The organism is Paenibacillus hunanensis (assembly GCF_014645615.1).
Lineage (GTDB): Bacteria > Bacillota > Bacilli > Paenibacillales > Paenibacillaceae > Saccharibacillus > Saccharibacillus hunanensis.
Genome location: NZ_BMMB01000010.1, coordinates 31,259 through 50,728, shown reverse-complemented (window position 1 = coordinate 50,728; position 19,470 = coordinate 31,259). Strand labels below are relative to the sequence as shown.

The window sequence follows — 19,470 nt, the reverse complement described above, 5'->3', positions numbered from 1 at the left end:
ATGCGTTCCCTAGATCCGAACATGCTGATACATGACAGTACATGACAGATTACCGATACGGTTACACAGCGTATTGATTATAATAAAAAGGAGTCCTTTATCATGAATCCGTCTACTGATCTGCTGGAGCGACCGATGCGCGATCTGCGTATCTCGGTGACTGACCGTTGCAACTTCCGATGCCGATACTGTATGCCAAAAGAGATTTTTGGCGATGATTACGCATTTATGCATGGCTCGGAGCTGCTGTCATTTGACGAAATGGAGCGGCTAGTACGCCTGTTTGTCGGTCTAGGCGTGCGCAAAGTACGGTTAACCGGTGGCGAACCACTACTTCGCCGAGGTCTGCCTGAGCTGATCAGCCGGATTGCAGCTATTGCCGAAGTTGAGGACATTGGCTTAACAACCAATGGATTGCTGCTTGGCGCACAGGCAAAGCCGCTTTATGATGTAGGCTTGCGTCGGTTGAATATCAGCCTTGATTCACTGCATCCACGACGGTTTGGCTATATGAATGGTCGTGGTATTAAGCCAGAGCAGATTCTTAAACGAATCGACTATGCCCAATCGATTGGCTACACGATTAAGATCAATATGGTCGTACAAAAAGGGCTGAATGATGTCGATATCGTGCCGATGGCAGACTACTTTTGTAAACGAGGCATTACACTGCGCTTTATTGAATTTATGGATGTAGGCAATGATAACGGCTGGCAACAACGGTACGTAGTGCCAGAGAAGACGATTTTGCAGCAGCTACGTACACGCTATGCACTGGAGCCGGTTGATCCTCATCATTATGGTGAGGTCGCACGCTACTATCGTTATGCGGGTACAGGTACAGAGATTGGCTTTATTAGCTCGGTATCGGATTCGTTTTGCTCTTCCTGCACACGGGCGCGATTATCGTCGGAAGGAAAGCTATACACCTGTCTATTTGCAACAGAAGGATATGATCTGCGTTCCTTGATGCGCCGTGGCGCCGATGATGTCTTCTTGTTACAGGCAATTAAGCGTGTATGGGAGCATCGACTGGATCGATATTCCGATGAACGTAGCGAGGCTGATCCAGCGCAGCAGACACGTCAGGGCAAAATCAATATGTCTTACATCGGTGGTTAAGATGAATCGATATATTCCGAATCAACATGGAGCCTGGGCGATGCTGGTATTGCCATTTCTATGTGGGATGAGTCTATCTGGAGCGAGCTGGCTACACATTCCGCTATTTCTATGCTGGCTGACGATGTATTTATTCAGCTTCCCGTTATTGCTATGGATCAAGACAGGTCGCAGTGAAAGATATCGTCAGCCGACCCTCCTGTATGGTGGATTGCTATTGCCATTGCTGGGCATTGTCGTCTGGATGGAGCCTCAGTTGCTATGGTATGGCGTAGCATTACTGTTATTTTTCATTCCAAATATGTATTTTGCACGTGCGCGCAATGAACGTGCATTGCTCAATGATGTGCTAGCTATTGCAATGTTTTGCTCGTTTATTTATCCGGTCGCTTATATGGGACAGGAGCTAAATTGGCGCATGACAAGTCAGCTATTCGTGATGCTAGTGCTGTACTTTTGCGGAACAGCAGTATATGTCAAAACGATGATTCGTGAAAAGAACAATCCCTTCTATTATCGCCTGTCTGTCGGTTATCACGTTATCATACTAGTGCTTGCAGGTTGGTGGCATCTGTGGCTATTCGTTCCAACTACACTCCTTCTATTACGAAGTATAATGCTACCCCAGCGACAACTACGTACAAGAACGGTTGGCATGATTGAGCTGGGAGGAGCTTGCATCGTTGGTTCGGTATTCGTGTTACTACCGATAATTTTGTAATTGCATGATTTGCAAAAATAGAACTTTATACGAGGCTATGAGGCTATGAGGCTATGATGATATAAATAACGAAGAACGAAGCTTTTCGCATAGAGTGGAGAATCGCTATACTGGCGATCAACCTCTATAGCTGAAAAGCTTCCTTTGCGTATGTTCCTTGCTTGCTCCAGCTTGGTGAGCAATGATAAGATTAACCCATAATTATATCATTTCAGCCATATCAAGCTACATAGAATAATATAGCTACAGAACGTTCTCAGGTGTGCTCAAGCTTGTATAGTAGATATAGCCTCTAACCCTACAGGTACAATCTGTACAAGCTTGCCGTACACCTGCACGATCTATCCATTTCTGATACCATTTATAACTATATTTATCGCAAAGGAGCGTTCCTATGTCACAATTACAGCTCAAAAATGGCGATACCGTCGCGCTGATTTCCTGCTCAGACGGCATTGCCTGGGGGAAACGAAATAGTGTAGATGAGCTTATTCAGCATTTGAGTGGCTGGGGCTTACGTGTGGAAGAAGCGAAGACGATTATGCAGACGCAGTACGGCTGGAGTGGTAGTCCGCAAGAGCGAGCAGCCGAGCTCAATCGTTTATGTGCAGACCCGAATGTAAAAGCGATCTTTGATATTTCGGGTGGCGACTCGGCGAATGGAATCCTGCCGTATCTCGATTTTGATCAAATTGCACGTTCCCGTAAGCCGTTATTCGGTATGAGCGATCTATCTGTTGTGCTGAATGCGATCTATGCACGTACAGGTGTGGGCGGCTATCATTATCAGGTGATGAACCTGGTACGTCAGCATGGAGAGCAGCAGCGACAGAAGTTTTATGCGACCTTTTTCAGTGGTGGGAATGATCTGTACGATCTTGATTTTGAATTTCTGCGCGGTGAGGATCTGAACGGCGAGCTAATCGGTGGCAATTTACGCTGTCTACTCAAGCTGGCAGGCACGCCCAACTTCCCGCATGCACGCGGACGTGTGATCATGCTAGAGGGATTGAGTGGCAGATTAAAACGCATTATCTCGATGCTGGATCAGCTAGCGCAGACAGGCGCATTGGAAGAGTGTTCTGGTTTGCTGCTAGGTACATTTACCGAGCTGGAGCAATATGGTGAGCGAGATGCGTTACTTGATTATGTGTTGAAAATAACAGCAACGCGCGGGATACCAATTGTGCATACAACAGGCATTGGTCATGGTAGCGATTCGGGTTGTATGATTCTTGGCTAGCTGGTTAGTTATACAGTAATCAATTGAAAAATGATTTATAAACGAATAAAAGCCCTTTTCTGCGCAATCAGAAAAGGGCTTTTTGGTTCATAACTATATAAAATATGTCGCGTTTCTATTCCTATCGTTCAGGATAATGATTGTGACTTAACACAACTTCATATCGTCTTGATTACTCTTTATTAACTATTAATCGAATTATGCTGCCCGCCTTCTTTGGCAGATTGAAAATTACCCTCGCCCACCAGACGACGAATATCATGCTCAGATAGCTTTGGAGCGACAGGCTGCGTGGGAATATCAGCTACTCCACCGGGCATTTCTTGCTTTTCAACGCGGGCAAAGCCTTCGTTAATCTGTTTACCTACCTGTTCACGTTCCTTGCGATCTGTCAGCTGCACTTCTTCTGGAAATTGTGCCATCATTGCGCCTCCTTCAGTATCGTTAATCGTATTGCTTCCTCCATTATTACCCGTGACAGAAAAGCAGCAATCAATGCTCCATAGTGAAGGAGCTGTGATTGCTGCTTAGAGAATAATATAACTTCGATAGTCGGTATTGCAATTGGAACATTGGTTCATGCTTGTGTATTACGACTAGCCCATTCCATTACGATTATCCAGCATATCGATCGAACTACGGAACTACGATACACATCAAGCCTACACTTCCAGTAAAACGCGCATATCTTCCTCCACAGTCGTAATACCTGCAATGCCGAAGTTTTCCACCAGTACATTTACCACATTAGGAGAGAGGAAAGCAGGTAATGTAGGGCCAAGATGAATATTTTTAACACCGAGATAAAGTAGCGATAGCAGGACAATGACTGCCTTTTGCTCATACCAGGCGATATTGTAGGAGATCGGCAGATCATTAATATCGTCCAGTCCAAACATCTCCTGTAGCTTCATCGCAATCACAACGAGAGAGTAGGAGTCATTGCATTGTCCGGCATCAAGCACACGTGGAATACCACCGATATCGCCAAGTGGAAGCTTATTATATTTATACTTCGCGCAGCCTGCCGTTAGAATAACCGTATCCTGCGGCAATTCCTCAGCAAATCGGGTATAGTAGCTCCGCGATTTCATTCGCCCATCGCAGCCTGCCATAACGAAGAAACGCTTGATCGCACCACTTTGTACCGCTTCGGCGAGCTGATCAGCTAATCCTATCACCGTACGATGGGCAAAGCCGCCAATAATCTCACCCTGCTCCAGCTCTGTTGGAGGTGGGCATTGCTTCGCCTGCTCGATCAATACGGAAAAGTCCTTCGGTTGTCCGTTCGTTCCAGCTGGAATATGCTTCACACCTGCATAACCTGTATTACCTGTGGTGTACAGACGATCCACATAGCTATCCTTAGGCGGCACAATACAATTGGTCGTCATGAGAATCGGGCCATTAAACGATTCAAATTCACTCGTCTGCTTCCACCAGGCATTCCCGTAATTGCCGACAAAATGCTCATATTTACGGAAGGCAGGGTAGTAGTGAGCAGGGAGCATCTCGCTATGTGTATACACATCCACACCTGTACCCTCAGTCTGCTTGAGCAGCTCCTCCATATCATGCAGATCATGTCCACTGATCAGAATACCTGAACGCTGACCAACCCCGATATTTACTTTTGTAATCTCCGGGTGTCCATATGTGCTCGTATTCGCTTGATCCAGCATAGCCATCGCATCCACACCGTATTTACCAGCCTCCATTGCTAAAGCGAGTAAGTCAGGCACGCCAAGTGTATCATCCAGCGTAGCTGCCAGCGCACGGCACATGAAACGGTCAACCTCTGTATTGCTATAATGCAAATGCTCCGCATGATACGTATATGCGGCCATACCTTTAAGCCCATACATAATCAGCTCACGCAATGAGCGAATGTCTTCATTCGCTGTCCGGCGTACACCGACCGTCATGGCGATTTGCTCCAAATCGGCATCCGTTTGTCCAGTCCATGTTGTAGCATGAGGTAATGTGACATTCGGCTGAGCGGCAGATGCGTATGTTTCATACACGCGCTGACGTAGCTCCAGCGCGAAGCGAATATGCTGGAAGAAGAAGTCCTTGTCAAAATTAGCATTTGTAATCGTTGTGAATAGCGCATCGGTAATGAATAGATCGACTTCCTTTTCCAGTTCAGCTGACAAAGGAGCTACCGAATGCTGGGCAAGCCAGGCGATGCCTTTCAGTGAATACAATAATAAATCCTGCAAATTGGCGACATCATAGGTCTTGCCACACATGCCTTTAATCGTGCAGCCTGTTCCCTTGGCAGCTTCCTGACACTGAAAACAAAACATCGGTGTCCCATCCATAAAAGTGTCTTGAGCTTGCATTATAAACCCTCCTGATCCTGCGACTCGATGTGTGTCTAACATGACTGGTGTCATCCACAGGTACGTATCGCTCTATGCTGAATTCAGCATATCGTGGATAAGGAGGTGGGCTTGTGATTACAATCACTATAATAGAAAAAGTATTTAGAATTCTAGCAAGGTATGTTGTAGTATAGCAATCACATTATAAGAGCTTACATACACTTGCCAATCGTACAGGTCGTATCGGATCTGGTATATATTGCATCAAGACTAATCCTTTTTTAATTGTCCCTGCACCAGCTGAATAAACTGCTGCGCTGCATAGCCGAGAAACTTATCATTTCGATGCATGATCGCAATCTGGCGTAGGGGAGGGAAGTCTTCAATTTTGATTAAACGCAGGCTTGGATCATTAAGGGAATGGGAGAGAGAGTACGGCTGTAAGCAGGCTCCCACATTGGAACGAACAAATCCATACAACGATGAGGCTGTTGACGTTTCTACTATTATATTGAGATTAAGCCCATGATCCCGGCAATGCGTTTCGATTAGCTCGCGTGCCTTGAAGCCTTTAGGGTAGGCAATCAAGGGCTGATTCCCGATTGTCTCCAGCGTAACCGATTTGCGACCAGCCAGCTCATGTCGCTCTGACACTACAAGTACGAACTCCTCCGCATAGAGTGGAATAGTTGTCAGCCTTGGATCGTTCGTCTCCATTAAAGAAATGCCCACATCGACTTGATTGTTAATGACCATATCTGCAACCTCAATGGCAGAATGAATTTTCAAATGGACTTTGGGGAATTGATGGTGAAAGTCGATCAGAATCGGGGTTAGCCGATAATCCAGCTCCGCAGCCATTAATCCGACGACCAGATTCCCCCCGTCATACTGACGCAATCCATTGATCTCATCGTACGCATCCTGTAGCTTGAGCAAAATGCCTCGCGCCTGCTTGAGCAAAATATATCCTGCCTCGGTCGGTGTAATACGTTTGCCGATTCGGTCAAATAGCTGCATCCCCAGTTCTTCTTCCATTGTACGAATCTGAATACTGAGTGTAGGCTGTGTGATGCCCAGCCGTTCAGCTGCACGTGTAAAATGCAGCTCCTCACATACTGCTACAAAATACTCCAATTGTCTGAGCTCCATATGTTTCTCCCTTCATCATTGCTTGTGACTATCATTATATTATTTTTGATTTATTTTTCCAATCTCTTGCTAGAGCGCATAAACGCTGGTTTTGTCACGTTTTAGACAAATGTAAACGATTTTATAAAATTAAAAATTTGCGCAAACATGAAACAAAAATATTGTATTTTCAAATCTATAATAGTTTTTGTCAATGATAAATACGAAATTGATAGAAAATGTTCAAATTTATCCTTTACAATATGTCAAAATGAGACTATTATAGTAACTGTGATTGATGGTTGTTTACGAAAAGTAATTAAATATTCAAAAAAGTAAGAAAGAAGGCTGTTAACTATGAACGCTTTTTATCTTGATAATGATGGATCGCTGAGAACGGTATTGCGTGGTAAAGATGTACTCGCCAATCCAATTTTGAACAAAGGCGTAGCATTTTCAGAAGCAGAGCGTAAGGCGCTCGAATTGAACGGAATCCTGCCACCAACGATTTTAACGATTGAAGAGCAGGCGAAACGTGCTTACGAACAGTTCCAAAATGAATCGAGCAATCTGCGTAAAAACATTATGCTGGATGACCTGTCGAATCGAAATGTCGTGCTGTACTATCGCTTGCTGAGCGAGCATCTGAGTGAGATGCTGCCAATCGTGTACACACCGACTGTCGGTCAGTCGATTCAGGAATATAGCCAGCACTACCATAAGCCAGGCGGCGTCTATCTCTCGATTGACAACATGGACGGAATCGAAGAAGCGTTCCGTAATAGCGGAATTAACCCTGGCGATATTGATCTGATCGTAGCAACGGATTCGGAAAGCATTCTTGGTATCGGAGACTGGGGCGTAGGCGGTATTAATATCGCAATCGGTAAACTGGCTGTGTACACAGCAGCAGCGGGTATCAACCCTGGGCGTGTATTGCCAGTTGTACTGGATGCAGGTACAAACAATGAGAAGCTGCTGAACGATCCAATGTATGTAGGTAACCGCCATGAACGGATTCGCGGTGAACGCTATGAGCAATTTATCGATCGTTATGTACAAACGGCACTCAAGCTGTTCCCGAATGTATTACTGCACTGGGAAGACTTTGGTAATGTGAATGCACGTAATATCATTAATAAATACGGTGAGCATATGCTGACATTTAATGATGATATTCAAGGTACAGGTGCTGTAACTCTCGCAGCGGTTATGTCTGGCGTACAGGTTAGTGGTACACCACTTCGTGAACACCGTGTACTGATCTTTGGACCAGGAGCTGCCGGTATCGGTAATGCTGATCAGATTCGCGATGCGATGGTTACGGAAGGTCTGACACAGGAAGAGGCAGAGCGTCGCTTCTGGGCATATGACTATCGTGGTCTGCTGACGGATGAAACCGAAGGCGTACTGGGCTTCCAGCAACCGTATCTACGTCCTGCGGCAGAGGTTCGTGATTTTGCAACTGATGCTGACGGTAAGATCAGCCTGCTCGAAGTGATCAAACAGGTGAAACCAACGATCCTGCTTGGTACATCCGGCGTTACTGGTGCATTCAGCGAAGAAGTTATCAAAGAAATGGCGAAGTATGTAGAGCGTCCAATCATCATGCCAATGTCTAATCCAACACCACTGGCTGAAGCGACACCTGCTGATCTGTTGAAATGGACAGATGGCAAAGCGCTAATCGCTACAGGTAGCCCATTTGAGCCGGTTGAATATAATGGTGTCACTTATGAGATCGGTCAATCGAACAATGCATTTGTATTCCCTGGACTGGGACTCGGAGCGATTGTAACGAAGGCAAAAGTATTTACAAAAGGGATGTTCACTGCGGCAGCCGATGCGGTTGCACATGCAGTGGATTCTTCCGCATCAGGTGCATCCCTGTTGCCACACGTTCGTGATCTGCAATCCGTATCATTTGCAGTAGCGGTTGCTGTTGCGAAAGCAGCTGTAGAAGATGGTGTAGCACGCTATTCACCGGAAGATGTAGAGGATGCAGTACGTAATGCAATGTGGCATCCTGTCTATCGTGAGATCAAGCCAGAGCAATTGACTCCGGTAGGCTAAGATTAAGGTAAAAGCTTCATACGATGAACGTAACGGTTCGATAGAAGTAAAGTTTCAATAAGCAGTATTGTGATTTACCAGGATAGATAGCCACGGCTACTTATCACGCAGCACTGAGGAGAATGAATGATAGATTCGACTACGGACTTGGCGATCTATCTTTATATAGAAGGAACACGTTTCGATTGTAATCATGCATACGGCTTACACTAAAAGGGCTGCTCATCCATCAGGACGAGCAGCCGCCCTTTTCGGGGCACTACCTGCACGTCGTTTTGCGCAACATTAAGATGGAGGTCCTGTATCATGTCAGTTGGTCATATTTTTGTGATTTTAATTCCGATTTTCTTTGTTATTATTCTTGGATTTTTAGGTGGACATTTTAAAGTATTCAGTCCAGCTTCTTCCAAAGGCTTGAACACACTCGTTACCAAATTCGCGCTTCCAGCGCACCTATTCATCGGCATTACAACGACCAGCAAGCAAACGCTGATCGAGAAATGGCCTTTTTTTATGACGATGTTTTTGGGCATTATTGGATTTTATGTCATTATGCTGTTGATCATGCGACTCGTATTCCGCATGGACCTGAATACATCTTCGATCTTCTCTCTGAACTCCACTCAGCCATCGTTCGCCTTTATGGGGATTCCGGTACTGGGCAGTCTGTTTGGAGCAGCAGAGGTGGCTATTCCGATTGCCATTACCGGTATTGTCGTCAATGCATTGCTTGATCCAATCGCAACGATCGTCAGCTCGGTTGGTAAAAAGACACAGGCTAGCAGCCAGCAGGATGGAGAGCATCAGAATCTGTTCAAGCTAACCATTCACTCCATTTTGCACGGTTTACGTGAGCCACTTGCCTGTGTTCCATTGATCGGCGTTATTCTGACACTGCTCGGCTTCCATGCACCACAACTGTTGCAGGATTCACTGGATCAAATCGGTGATATTACCTCCGGTGCGGCACTGTTCGCGATTGGTGTTACCATTGGTCTGAACCGTATTAAACTGAGCGGAAGTGCAATCAGCATCTCTGTACTCAAAGTTATCGCTCTGCCACTGCTGACACTGGCCTTCGCCGCTATGCTGGGACTGTCCAGTGATGATGTAACGATGGCGGTATTGCTCGTATCGTTCCCAGGCTCTGCTGTAGCTGCCATGATTGCGACACGCTTTGAAACACTGGAGGTCGAAACGGCATCTTCATTCGTACTTAGCTCCATTTTATCGTTGATTTCACTGCCAATTTTGATCTCATTATTGCTCTAATCGTTGGTAGTTGGAACGAGTATGAAGACAGCCACAGAGAGATTGCATTCTAAACAAATGGCATCCTATCGCCATATACTTTGAATTTAAACTATATAAATTGCAAGTATAACGCGCTGTATGACCGGATTAATACGATGAATAAGCTTCATTTAGATGAAAAGAATATGGATTGATATGCAACAAATATGGATGCTCTTACTTGCTGTACCTGTTCATCCATGTCAATATAATAGAAAGGCTGCTGCAACGGATCGTCATTAGGCGATAGCGAGTAGCAGTCTTTTTTGTATTATCGAAATCTGGATGGGAGCGATATTATATATCATCAGCTGCTTGTAGGATAAAAGGGCGCTCGAATTAGCTAATCGGAGCATATGGAGCATATATAGATAACTAATTCTGAAATGTCCTTATTGTACTGAAGCATAATAGATGAAAGAGGAGCGTGCTGTACATTGGAAAATACGGTTCATATGATGACATTTCAGGCAGAAGCAGCAACAACCTGGCAAGCTCGTGTTGCTGACATGATCGTACATATTCAGCAGGAGGAATACGGAATTCCGATCACACGAGAACAGCAGCCCGATCTACAGGATATTAGAGGCTTTTACCAGCATGGGAACGGTAACTTCTGGATTGCCTGTGTAGGGGAGCAGGTTGTAGGTACGATTGCCTTACTGGATATCGGTGAGCAGCAGGTTGCCCTCCGTAAAATGTTTGTACATCAGGATTATCGTGGTAAAGCATGGGGCGTATCTCATGCACTGCTGACACAGGCGCTCGAATGGGCACGGGAGCGAGGTGTGCAGGATATTTACCTGGGTACAACTCCACAATTCAAGGCAGCTCATCGCTTTTATGAAAAGAATGGATTCGCTGAGGTGGAGCAAGAGAGCTTACCAGAGAGTTTTCCTGTAATGCAGGTGGATAAAAAGTTTTATCGCTATGCTATTTAGGTTCGCTCTTTATTTAGAAGTGAGATAACAATAAAGCATGATTGGATATGAATATGTAGCATCAGGTATATGTAATATTAGGAAAGTTTCCATGTTGCCAACGCAGCAGGGAAACTTTTTTTTATTGTTATTTTTATCGGATCTGTTTTGTATATCATTCCAATAGCGTAATGCTCATGCTAGCGACATCCTGCATAACGTTTGTGCTTATAGATTCACCTGTAGAAATGTTGACAAACTTTTAGCAGAAGATTATATTATTAATCATTAATCGTAATTATTACGATTAATGAGGAGTGAAAAAGTATGAAGAAACGATGGGATTGTCTGATTATCGGTGCAGGTGCTGCCGGTATCGGTATAGGAACGGTACTGAAGGAGCTTGGATTACAGCATTATGCTATTTTGGAGCGACATTCGATTGGTGCATCCTTTGGTATGTGGCCTGATGAGATGCGTTTGATCACGCCTTCATTCACAAGCAATGCGTACGGAATGCTTGATCTTAATGCAGTTGCTTTAAATACTTCACCTGCCTACACACTAAATACAGAGCATCCTACAGGTCAGGAATACGCGAAATACTTGCAAGCATTAAGCGATTATCATGAATTGCCCGTACATTGCGGTATAGAGGTGACTGAGGTACAGCAGGAAGCGGATGGATTCTGTGTGACGACGAGCACAGGGGATTGGCATGCACGCTTTGTCATCTGGGCAGCAGGCGAATTCCAATATCCCCGCTTGGATGCGATTCCCGGCAGTGAGTACGCTATTCATAATAGTCAGGTTACAAGCTGGGCAGCGCTGGAGGGAGAGCAGGTGGTAGTGATTGGCGGATATGAGAGCGGAACAGACGCCGCTATCCACCTGAGCCGATCAGGGAAAAAAGTAACGATGCTGGATCGACGTTCGCGCTTGCTCGACAAAGGCAGTAGTGATCCAAGTATGGAGCTGAGTCCCTACACAAAGGATCGTCTGCGACAGGAAATTCAATATGGGCGTATCTCATTCATCGGCGGTTGCGAAGTGCAGTGGATAGAGCCAGAACCAAATGGTGGATACAACATCTATTGTGAAGATGATCATGGTAAGCAGCATGTGATCCATAGCGAAGCGACCCCGATTCTAGCGACAGGCTTCAGTGGCAGTCTGCACCTGATTGAGCATTTAATACAGCGGAGCGGGAATGGAGCAGTGAAGCTAGGGCCAGCGGACGAATCTCTGATTACACCAGGCTTATTCGTTAGCGGTCCCAGTGTCATGCATGATCAATTGATGTTTTGCTTTATTTATAAATTCCGGCAACGCTTTGCTGTTATCGCGCATCGGATCGGTACATTGCTCCAGTATGATGTGTCTCGGCTGGAGCATTATCGCCGTGAGGGCATGTTCCTTGATGATCTGTCCTGCTGTCAGGAGAACTGCACATGCTGAACGAACGACAGAACCAGCCAACTACGCCGCGTGCGGTGGTGCTGATTGGTCTGGAATCAACGGGTAAGTCTGCACTATTTCGCAGTTTAAGTGGGATGGATACAGGTGCAGAGTCGAATTTTCGAGGCTCGACGGTTACGGTACGTCGTACAGACATGATCATACCCACATCACAATCGAGTGTGGAACTGGTCGATACGCCAGGTATTCGTGTTCAGGATGATAGCCTGACAACAGAGCTGGCCTTGAATATGCTAGGTCAAAGTGACATCGTCCTACTCATCGTTCGTGCTACGCATGCTGCTCGTGAGCTACCGTTACTGTTGAAGATGCTCGACTTGATTGGAAAAAATATCGTCCTTATACTTACCTTTGCTGATCGGGCGAGTACGCTAGTAGAGGCTTACACAACCCACTATCGGCAAATGTTAGGCATTTCTGTACTCGCGGTCGATTCACGGCAACTGGATATAACGACAAGAGGTACACTTTTACAGGCGATAAATATGGCGCGTCCTATGAAACGAAAGCCAGTACTAACAGAGCCACCGGTGGAAGAGATCAAGGAGGCACAGATCACCTGGTTTGAGCATACGACATGGGGAAGAACGGTATCGGTCATTGCCTTACTGCTGCTATTTGCTGTACCGGTATTTCTCGCTTATGTATTATCCGGCTGGCTACAGCCCTTAGCCGATCATTGGTTGCTCGATCCGTTACGTAATCTCACTTTACAGCTTCCTGACTGGTTGAAAACTATGCTTCTGGGTAGCTATGGTGTACTCAGTCTCGGTATCTACTCCTTTATCTGGGCATTTCCAGTCGTACTGTTCGTTGGACTTAGCGTAGCATTGACCGAAGAAAGTGGGCTGAAAGATCGTATTACCGATTCTCTGGATGGGTGGATGAGACGGATCGGGCTGAATGGACGGGATCTTATTCCGGTACTGAGTGGGTTTGGCTGCAATGTGGTTGCTGTATTTCAAAGCCGTACATGTAGCCGCTGCACACGGCGCGCTTGCGTGTCGCTTATTGCCTTTGGCTCTGCATGCAGCTACCAGATCGGTGCCAGTCTATCGATCTTCAGCTCTGGTGGACGGCCGTGGTTATTTCTGCCTTATCTGCTGATCCTCGTGCTGGTAGGTGCGGCTCATACACGGTTGTGGAACAGGCAGTCGTCTAACTTGCAGTCTGTTGTGGTTGGGCGCACATTTTTGCAGTGGCCATCACTGCGAGCGGTGCGCTGGCGTTTGCATGCGGTACTCAAGCAATTTTTAACACAGGCGATGCCGATTTTCCTCCTGATCTGTGTAGGAGCGAGCTTACTGCAATGGAGCGGCATATTGGATCGACTCACAAAGGGAATTGCACCCTTATTGTCTTTATTTGGACTTCCCCATCAGGCGACAGCCGGAATTTTGTTTTCTATACTGCGCAAGGATGGCTTGTTAGTGCTGAATCAGGACGGAGGGCAATGGCTGGTACAGCTGAGTGGAGGGCAACTGCTTGTACTTGTCTATCTCGCTTCCACTTTGACCGCATGTCTTGTTACCCTGTGGACGATCTCAAGGGAGCTTGGAGTCGGATTTGCATTAAAGCTTGCGGGTCGGCAATTACTAACTTCGTTAATAAGCACATGGCTGATTGCCGTGATTGTGATCGCATGAACAGCATAAAGCATAACAAATTAACGCAGACATAAGAGAGCAGATTGGAGGAGCTGTAATGACATTGGACACCTTTACCATTCGCCGAATTCAGCAGATTATGGATGGCTATATCGATGCCAAGGTGCCGGCTTCGATGCGAACTGCGGTACAGCTCGTGTATGAATTAGAGCTGGATGGATTGATTCTATCGGAGCTTCGTCCCTCTGAATCGTTACGTGGCTGGGAGCGAACCGAGTTTGCCTGTCTGCGTTGCCAATCGGATGGCTGCTGGCATGTGTATGCTCGTAAAAATAAGCTATCTGCGCAGGAACCCCCATTATGGAATGCAGTAACCGAAGCGGGTGGGCAGCGTGATTTCGAGCTACAGCTGCAATATGTGGAAGAAGATCCGCTGGAGCTGTTCTGGCCTGATTGGCAGGCACATGATGAGCAGGAGGATTACGTATAGCATGGTCGTCATGCGTACGTGCTGAAGATTCATCTGGCAAAGGAGGTAGAACGATGAATGAAATCGATGATCCACGCATTCCGGTAACTATTGTGACTGGCTTTCTCGGTGCAGGCAAAACAACGTTGTTAAATCATCTATTAACCTCAGATCACGGGCAGAAGATCGCAGTGATCGTAAATGAGTTTGGCGAGATCGGAATTGATCATGAATTAATCGTTGGCGCTGATGATGAGATTATCGAGATGAACAATGGCTGTATTTGCTGTACAGTACGCGGTGATCTGGTGAGGATTGCCTTACAGCTATTGGATCGCAAATTCAGTATGAAAGGGCAAGCCTACAATTTTGATCGGATTGTAATTGAGACGACTGGTCTGGCTGATCCCGGCCCCGTTATTCAAACTTTTCTTGCGGAAGAGCTGCTTGCTCAATTTTTCAAAATGGATGCGGTCGTTACGCTTGTGGATGCGTGTCACGCCCATCTGCATCTGAATCAAGGACCGGAAGCGCAGGCACAGGTTGCTTTTGCTGATATTCTACTATTGAACAAGTCGGATCTGGTTACAGTAGAAGAACGAACGGCGCTCGAAGCACGTCTACGTCATATGAATGTGTCAGCGCCGATCTATCATACCTGTCAATCTACACTGGATGTTCGTTATGTGCTAGATGTGAATGCATTTGATCTGAACCATAAGCTGGAGATTCGTCCGAATCTGCTACATGCTCATCATCACCATCATGAAGATCATGTGCACTCTATCATATTGCAGGACGAGCGTCCAGTGCAATTACAGAAGATCAATCGCTTTATGGATGAGTGGCTGGTTAATCATGCGGAGGATACGTATCGCTATAAAGGTATTATCCATGTGGATCAGGTGGATCGGCGTGTCGTATTCCAGGGTGTGCATATGATGCTGGGCATCAATACCGATCGCAACTGGCGCGATGACGAGCAACGGCTAACTCGAATCGTCATTATTGGCAAAAATCTGGACGAAGCCTGGTTTCAGCAACGGTTTGCAGAATGTATCGTGGAGTCAACAGAGTCGACATTGTGAACTACGATATAACAATAATCATTTGAATTTATAACTAAAGGAGTCCTACAACGATGCAGCAAGATTGGCAGCACGAATCCCTTTGGCCGGACAAATCGGCGAGATTAAAGCTATTTGGTTCGATTCCATCTGTACCTGGAGAAAAACCGATAGAGGCGGAAGGGATGCAAGATTTGCAAAATTCACACCATAATTTTCTGTTTGCTCTGGATCAAGTGGGGATTGGCAATCTTCGTTATCCACTTATTGTCCTCTCGACGTTGTCTCCATCCAAGATGACGACGACAGCCCGATTTCACCTTACGACTTCATTATCCCAACAATCGCGAGGAATTAATATGAGCAGGTTGACCGAGCAACTGGAGCTAGCACGTCAGCATGGATTAAGCGATCGATTCGAGGATTTGAGCACATTAACCCGAAGTCTGGCACAGCATATGCAACAAGAACAGGCGAAGCTAGTGGTCGAGTATGATTGGTATTATGAACGTCAGGCACCACGTAGTGGTCATATTGGACTCAACCATGCTGTTGCCAGATTAGAATTATCTTATTCTACAGATCATTCCTTGCATGTTAAAGCTACGCTTGAAGTGCAGATTACAACACTGTGTCCTTGCTCTCGTGATATTAGTGAATACAGTGCACATAATCAGCGTGGACGGATAACGATGGAGATTACTCCTAAACACGGCTTGCTTCCAGACAATTGGAAGGAGCGCTTGCTTGAGGTGGCAGAGAGTAATGCAAGCAGCATTCCGTATCCGGTGCTAAAGCGTCCGGATGAAAAATATATTACGGAGCAAGCTTATGAGAATGCACGCTTTGTAGAGGATATATTACGCCTTAATGCTGCCGATCTGTACGAGTCAGAGTGGATTGAGAGCTTCACGATCCACTGTCGCAATGAGGAATCGATTCATCAGCATGATGCCATAGGTAGCGTCAGCTATTGCAGAGAATAAGCCTGCGGTATGGAACGAGGAGTGTGACACCATAGATGAAAAAAATAAGTGAACAGGTAATGTTGCTGGAGCTGGAAATGGAATTTATGGGTAGAGACAGTATCATTCATCCGCTGCTTTTATCTGATAAGGGCTACACGATGCTGATTGATGCCGGATTGCCCGGACAGTATGAGCAATTAAGTGATGAGCTAAAGGCAGCAGGTACTGCTCCAGAATTGCTCGATTCGGTGCTATTCACGCATCAGGATCTGGATCATATCGGCTGCTTACCAGAATTAGATGCCGCTAATCGTTATGCGACATTCTATACACATGAAGGAGACGCTCCATACATACGTGGAGAGCGCCCGCTTTTAAAAAATAATGTCGTCCCATGGCAATCGCAGCTGACACAGCTACCACATGGTCGGATTGATCGTTATCTCAGCCATAGACAGCAGTTCCATATCGCAGGTGGGATGGAGGTTATTCACACACCGGGCCATACTTCCGGGCATGTATGCCTTTTACTACGACAGGAGCGTGCTTTAATTGCAGGGGATATCGTATTTTATATCGATGATGAGCTGGTGCTACCACCTGTAGAATTGACAGAGGATTTGCCAGCAGCCATGCATTCGCTGGAGCAGCTGCTGAGCTATGATTTTGATACATTGATCTGTTATCACGGTGGTGTCTGTCATGATGCACAGGCTCGTTTGCGGCGGTTGGTAGAGCAATCATCTGTGCAACGCAGGCTGCACAATGGGTCATATCCGGCTGGTAGTTAGAGTAGCGCGACTAATAAAACAATCGAATTGAAGTTCCTGTTAGATATATGAGGAATACATGGCGTATACAAAAGCTTTACGATAGACAACCCAATAGTAGGGGGATTTGGCATTATAGTCTACCTCAAAAAACAGTCGTTTTCATAAGGGACGGCTGTTTTTTGTGATGTTTTATCTTTTATACATATTCCAATATCCTTCTTCTTCTCATCCTATATCATGCAGGAGATTAAGGGTAAATTGAATGCAAGGTACAAGCACAACTGACCAAAGGGCATACCCAAAGGTACAATATGCTATTGCTCACACCTGATATAATGGAATGACAGGTGAAAGGGTGAAATTATGCAGAATAGTCATCATTTTTCGGGGATCGCCCGTGAAGCCCGAAAGATTACAACATTATGGATCTTTATTATTCAAATTGGTATTGGTATTATCTCCACTTCACTCCAGCAGAAGCCACTATACACTGCGCTACTTATGCTGCTTTTGTTACTATTTATGGGCATGAACTGGATTTTTGATCGTATCCCGCAAAAGTGGCTGTGGATTTATTTTACGGTACAAGTGTTGCTGAGTGTGTCGATTATATGCTTTTCTCATTACGGCTATGCGCTGGCACAACTTGGCTTGTATCCTCTTCTGGCAGGTCAATTTCTCTATGCTTATTATGATAAGGTCAAAATGTTTTTTTTCCTTGCGCTTGGTTATGTGCTTGTGCTCTGGTATACGTTATCAATCGACAATGGAGCCAATCTTGCAATTTCGTTATCGCTTGTGACGGTTATGAATATTATCGTAATTAGCATTGTGAATCTAATGCTACGTCAATATTATGCACGCGAACGCACACAGAACTTTTTGGATGAATTGGAAAAGGCGCACCGGCAGGTCGAGGAGTTAACAGTTACGAATGAACGACAACGGATGGCACGTGATTTGCATGATACTTTAGCACAGGGGCTGGTCGGTATTATTATGCAGCTTGAAGCGATTCATGTACATTTAGGTAAAGGCAATACAGAACGCGCGTATGAAATTGTCTCGTCTTCTATGGATAATGCACGAATCACGCTAGCTGAAGCGCGTGAAGTTATTGATAATTTGCGCTGGGAGTCAGCGAATGAGACTGATTTTGCTTATATGCTGCAAAACGAGGTAACTCGTTTTCAAACGGCTACTGGGATGGCAGTGCAGTCGGATATTACTATTCCTTACGAACTTTCGCCATTACAAATCGAACATAGTCTGCACATTGTGCGTGAATGTCTGACAAATATTGCCCGTCATGCTCAGGCTCAGCATGTAACATTGTCGCTTGGCTCTGTAGACGAGCAGCTAGTCATCCGCGTTACTGATGATGGCCGAGGATTGGATAGCGCGCAGATCGGTAAGCATTCGGGACATTACGGCTTGCTAGGGATTCGTGAACGTGTGCGAATCATGGATGGACAATTTAACATTATACCGAATAAGCCGAAAGGCACCATTATCGAGGTTAACATTCCGCTCAGATAGGAGGGTCATATGAAATATAATGTACTGATCGTCGATGATCATTTTGTTGTAAGAGAAGGACTGAAGCTCATTTTGGAAACGAGTGATGAATATCAAGTGGTCGGCGAAGCAGAGAATGGCCAGATAGCCGTGGAACTAGCACTGGAGTTACAGCCTGATGTAATTCTGATGGATCTGAATATGCCAGTTATGGATGGGTTGGAAGCGATGGAGAAGCTGCAACAGCAGCAGTGTATGATTCCAGTAGTTATCCTGACCACATACAATGAGGACGATCTGATGATCAAAGGGCTGGCGATGGGAGCGAAAGGGTATTTATTGAAGGATTCTAAACGTGAACATCTATTCCGCACACTCGATTCAGCTATTCGTGGTGAAACATTGCTACAACCTGAAATTATGCAAACTGTATTTCAAGCACGTAGCAAAGCCGTATCGTCTACACCGACTCGGACATCCAGTCAGTCGAGCTATTCCGCTGTATTACTTTCCAATCGGGAAAAGATCGTATTACAGGCGATTGCTCATGGGCACCGCAGCAAAGATATTGCCTTTGATATGGGCATTTCCGAACGAACGGTCAAAGCGCATCTAACGAATATTTATAATAAGCTTGGCGTGGATTCGCGAGCACAAGCGGTCGCTTTTGCGATTGAAAAGGGTATCGTACATTTATGATTATTATGTAATTATGATGAATTAGCTTGCATGCAAGTTCTTCATTCTGCCCTTTTGGGC

The 19,470-nt window shown here is 45.6% G+C and carries 17 protein-coding genes; 14 read left to right on the top strand and 3 right to left on the bottom strand.

Going from position 1 to position 19,470, the window contains the following annotated elements; genetic code table 11:
* Positions 1–102: 102 nt before the first annotated feature.
* From moaA to IEX62_RS19825, 3 genes are all read left to right on the top strand, one after another.
* Positions 103–1,122: a GTP 3',8-cyclase MoaA gene (gene moaA / locus IEX62_RS19835; RefSeq protein WP_308422663.1), complete on the top strand. Its 1,020-nt coding sequence runs from the start codon at positions 103–105 to the stop codon at positions 1,120–1,122.
* Between the two features lies 1 nt (position 1,123).
* The gene (locus IEX62_RS19830) at positions 1,124–1,843 is read left to right on the top strand and encodes a YwiC-like family protein (RefSeq protein ID WP_188777517.1); all 720 of its coding nucleotides are present in this window, start codon (positions 1,124–1,126) and stop codon (positions 1,841–1,843) included.
* 394 nt (positions 1,844–2,237) lie between these two features.
* Positions 2,238–3,086, top strand: coding sequence for an LD-carboxypeptidase (locus tag IEX62_RS19825; protein ID WP_188777515.1), 849 nt, complete (start codon positions 2,238–2,240; stop codon positions 3,084–3,086).
* Between the two features lie 182 nt (positions 3,087–3,268).
* Here the strand turns inward: IEX62_RS19825 and IEX62_RS19820 are convergent, their stop codons facing one another.
* The 3 genes from IEX62_RS19820 to IEX62_RS19810 all read right to left on the bottom strand — a co-directional run bounded on the left by IEX62_RS19820 (position 3,269) and on the right by IEX62_RS19810 (position 6,565).
* Positions 3,269–3,511: a hypothetical protein gene (locus tag IEX62_RS19820; protein ID WP_229685968.1), complete on the bottom strand. Its 243-nt coding sequence runs from the start codon at positions 3,509–3,511 to the stop codon at positions 3,269–3,271.
* Between the two features lie 237 nt (positions 3,512–3,748).
* Positions 3,749–5,431, bottom strand: coding sequence for a hydroxylamine reductase (gene hcp / locus IEX62_RS19815; RefSeq protein ID WP_229685966.1), 1,683 nt, complete (start codon positions 5,429–5,431; stop codon positions 3,749–3,751).
* Between the two features lie 252 nt (positions 5,432–5,683).
* Positions 5,684–6,565 carry a LysR family transcriptional regulator gene (locus IEX62_RS19810; protein ID WP_188777514.1) on the bottom strand — a complete coding sequence of 294 codons (882 nt, stop codon included), beginning with the start codon at positions 6,563–6,565 and terminating at the stop codon, positions 5,684–5,686.
* 336 nt (positions 6,566–6,901) lie between these two features.
* On the opposite strand from IEX62_RS19810, the gene IEX62_RS19805 reads away from it, so the two are divergent.
* The 11 genes from IEX62_RS19805 (at position 6,902) to IEX62_RS19755 (ending at position 19,410) form a co-directional block, all read left to right on the top strand.
* On the top strand, positions 6,902–8,617 hold the full coding sequence (locus IEX62_RS19805) for an NAD-dependent malic enzyme (RefSeq protein WP_188777513.1): 1,716 nt from the start codon (positions 6,902–6,904) through the stop codon (positions 8,615–8,617).
* Positions 8,618–8,923: 306 nt separating this feature from the next.
* Positions 8,924–9,889 (top strand): AEC family transporter, encoded by a 966-nt coding sequence (locus IEX62_RS19800; RefSeq protein ID WP_188777512.1) that lies wholly within the window; start codon positions 8,924–8,926, stop codon positions 9,887–9,889.
* Between the two features lie 476 nt (positions 9,890–10,365).
* On the top strand, positions 10,366–10,851 hold the full coding sequence (locus IEX62_RS19795) for a GNAT family N-acetyltransferase (RefSeq protein WP_188777634.1): 486 nt from the start codon (positions 10,366–10,368) through the stop codon (positions 10,849–10,851).
* Between the two features lie 306 nt (positions 10,852–11,157).
* Positions 11,158–12,288 (top strand): NAD(P)/FAD-dependent oxidoreductase, encoded by a 1,131-nt coding sequence (locus IEX62_RS19790; protein WP_188777511.1) that lies wholly within the window; start codon positions 11,158–11,160, stop codon positions 12,286–12,288.
* Positions 12,282–13,955, top strand: a complete 1,674-nt coding sequence (locus tag IEX62_RS19785; protein WP_188777510.1) for a nucleoside recognition domain-containing protein — start codon at positions 12,282–12,284, stop codon at positions 13,953–13,955. Before IEX62_RS19790 ends, IEX62_RS19785 begins: the two co-directional genes overlap by 7 nt.
* Before the next feature lie 58 nt (positions 13,956–14,013).
* Positions 14,014–14,406 carry a DUF3024 domain-containing protein gene (locus IEX62_RS19780; protein WP_188777509.1) on the top strand — a complete coding sequence of 131 codons (393 nt, stop codon included), beginning with the start codon at positions 14,014–14,016 and terminating at the stop codon, positions 14,404–14,406.
* A 53-nt stretch (positions 14,407–14,459) separates the two neighbouring features.
* Entirely contained in the window at positions 14,460–15,473 is a 1,014-nt protein-coding gene (locus tag IEX62_RS19775) for a CobW family GTP-binding protein (RefSeq protein ID WP_188777508.1), read from the top strand.
* A 53-nt stretch (positions 15,474–15,526) separates the two neighbouring features.
* Positions 15,527–16,438 (top strand): GTP cyclohydrolase FolE2, encoded by a 912-nt coding sequence (folE2, locus tag IEX62_RS19770; RefSeq protein WP_188777507.1) that lies wholly within the window; start codon positions 15,527–15,529, stop codon positions 16,436–16,438.
* Positions 16,439–16,473: 35 nt separating this feature from the next.
* Positions 16,474–17,211: an MBL fold metallo-hydrolase gene (locus tag IEX62_RS19765; RefSeq protein ID WP_188777505.1), complete on the top strand. Its 738-nt coding sequence runs from the start codon at positions 16,474–16,476 to the stop codon at positions 17,209–17,211.
* 345 nt (positions 17,212–17,556) lie between these two features.
* Positions 17,557–18,732, top strand: coding sequence for a sensor histidine kinase (locus tag IEX62_RS19760; RefSeq protein WP_188777503.1), 1,176 nt, complete (start codon positions 17,557–17,559; stop codon positions 18,730–18,732).
* 9 nt (positions 18,733–18,741) lie between these two features.
* Complete coding sequence (locus IEX62_RS19755) at positions 18,742–19,410, top strand: response regulator (RefSeq protein ID WP_188777501.1); 669 nt, start codon at positions 18,742–18,744, stop codon at positions 19,408–19,410.
* Positions 19,411–19,470: the final 60 nt, after the last annotated feature.

Excerpts from the sequence above, each read along its gene's own strand:
- moaA (WP_308422663.1), top strand. The coding sequence starts at position 103 with ATGAATCCGTCTACTGATCTGCTGGAGCGACCGATGCGCGATCTGCGT.
- IEX62_RS19830 (WP_188777517.1), top strand. The coding sequence starts at position 1,124 with ATGAATCGATATATTCCGAATCAACATGGAGCCTGGGCGATGCTGGTA.
- IEX62_RS19825 (WP_188777515.1), top strand. The coding sequence starts at position 2,238 with ATGTCACAATTACAGCTCAAAAATGGCGATACCGTCGCGCTGATTTCC.
- IEX62_RS19820 (WP_229685968.1), bottom strand. The coding sequence starts at position 3,511 with ATGATGGCACAATTTCCAGAAGAAGTGCAGCTGACAGATCGCAAGGAA.
- hcp (WP_229685966.1), bottom strand. The coding sequence starts at position 5,431 with ATGCAAGCTCAAGACACTTTTATGGATGGGACACCGATGTTTTGTTTT.
- IEX62_RS19810 (WP_188777514.1), bottom strand. The coding sequence starts at position 6,565 with ATGGAGCTCAGACAATTGGAGTATTTTGTAGCAGTATGTGAGGAGCTG.
- IEX62_RS19805 (WP_188777513.1), top strand. The coding sequence starts at position 6,902 with ATGAACGCTTTTTATCTTGATAATGATGGATCGCTGAGAACGGTATTG.
- IEX62_RS19800 (WP_188777512.1), top strand. The coding sequence starts at position 8,924 with ATGTCAGTTGGTCATATTTTTGTGATTTTAATTCCGATTTTCTTTGTT.
- IEX62_RS19795 (WP_188777634.1), top strand. The coding sequence starts at position 10,366 with ATGATGACATTTCAGGCAGAAGCAGCAACAACCTGGCAAGCTCGTGTT.
- IEX62_RS19790 (WP_188777511.1), top strand. The coding sequence starts at position 11,158 with ATGAAGAAACGATGGGATTGTCTGATTATCGGTGCAGGTGCTGCCGGT.
- IEX62_RS19785 (WP_188777510.1), top strand. The coding sequence starts at position 12,282 with ATGCTGAACGAACGACAGAACCAGCCAACTACGCCGCGTGCGGTGGTG.
- IEX62_RS19780 (WP_188777509.1), top strand. The coding sequence starts at position 14,014 with ATGACATTGGACACCTTTACCATTCGCCGAATTCAGCAGATTATGGAT.
- IEX62_RS19775 (WP_188777508.1), top strand. The coding sequence starts at position 14,460 with ATGAATGAAATCGATGATCCACGCATTCCGGTAACTATTGTGACTGGC.
- folE2 (WP_188777507.1), top strand. The coding sequence starts at position 15,527 with ATGCAGCAAGATTGGCAGCACGAATCCCTTTGGCCGGACAAATCGGCG.
- IEX62_RS19765 (WP_188777505.1), top strand. The coding sequence starts at position 16,474 with ATGAAAAAAATAAGTGAACAGGTAATGTTGCTGGAGCTGGAAATGGAA.
- IEX62_RS19760 (WP_188777503.1), top strand. The coding sequence starts at position 17,557 with ATGCAGAATAGTCATCATTTTTCGGGGATCGCCCGTGAAGCCCGAAAG.
- IEX62_RS19755 (WP_188777501.1), top strand. The coding sequence starts at position 18,742 with ATGAAATATAATGTACTGATCGTCGATGATCATTTTGTTGTAAGAGAA.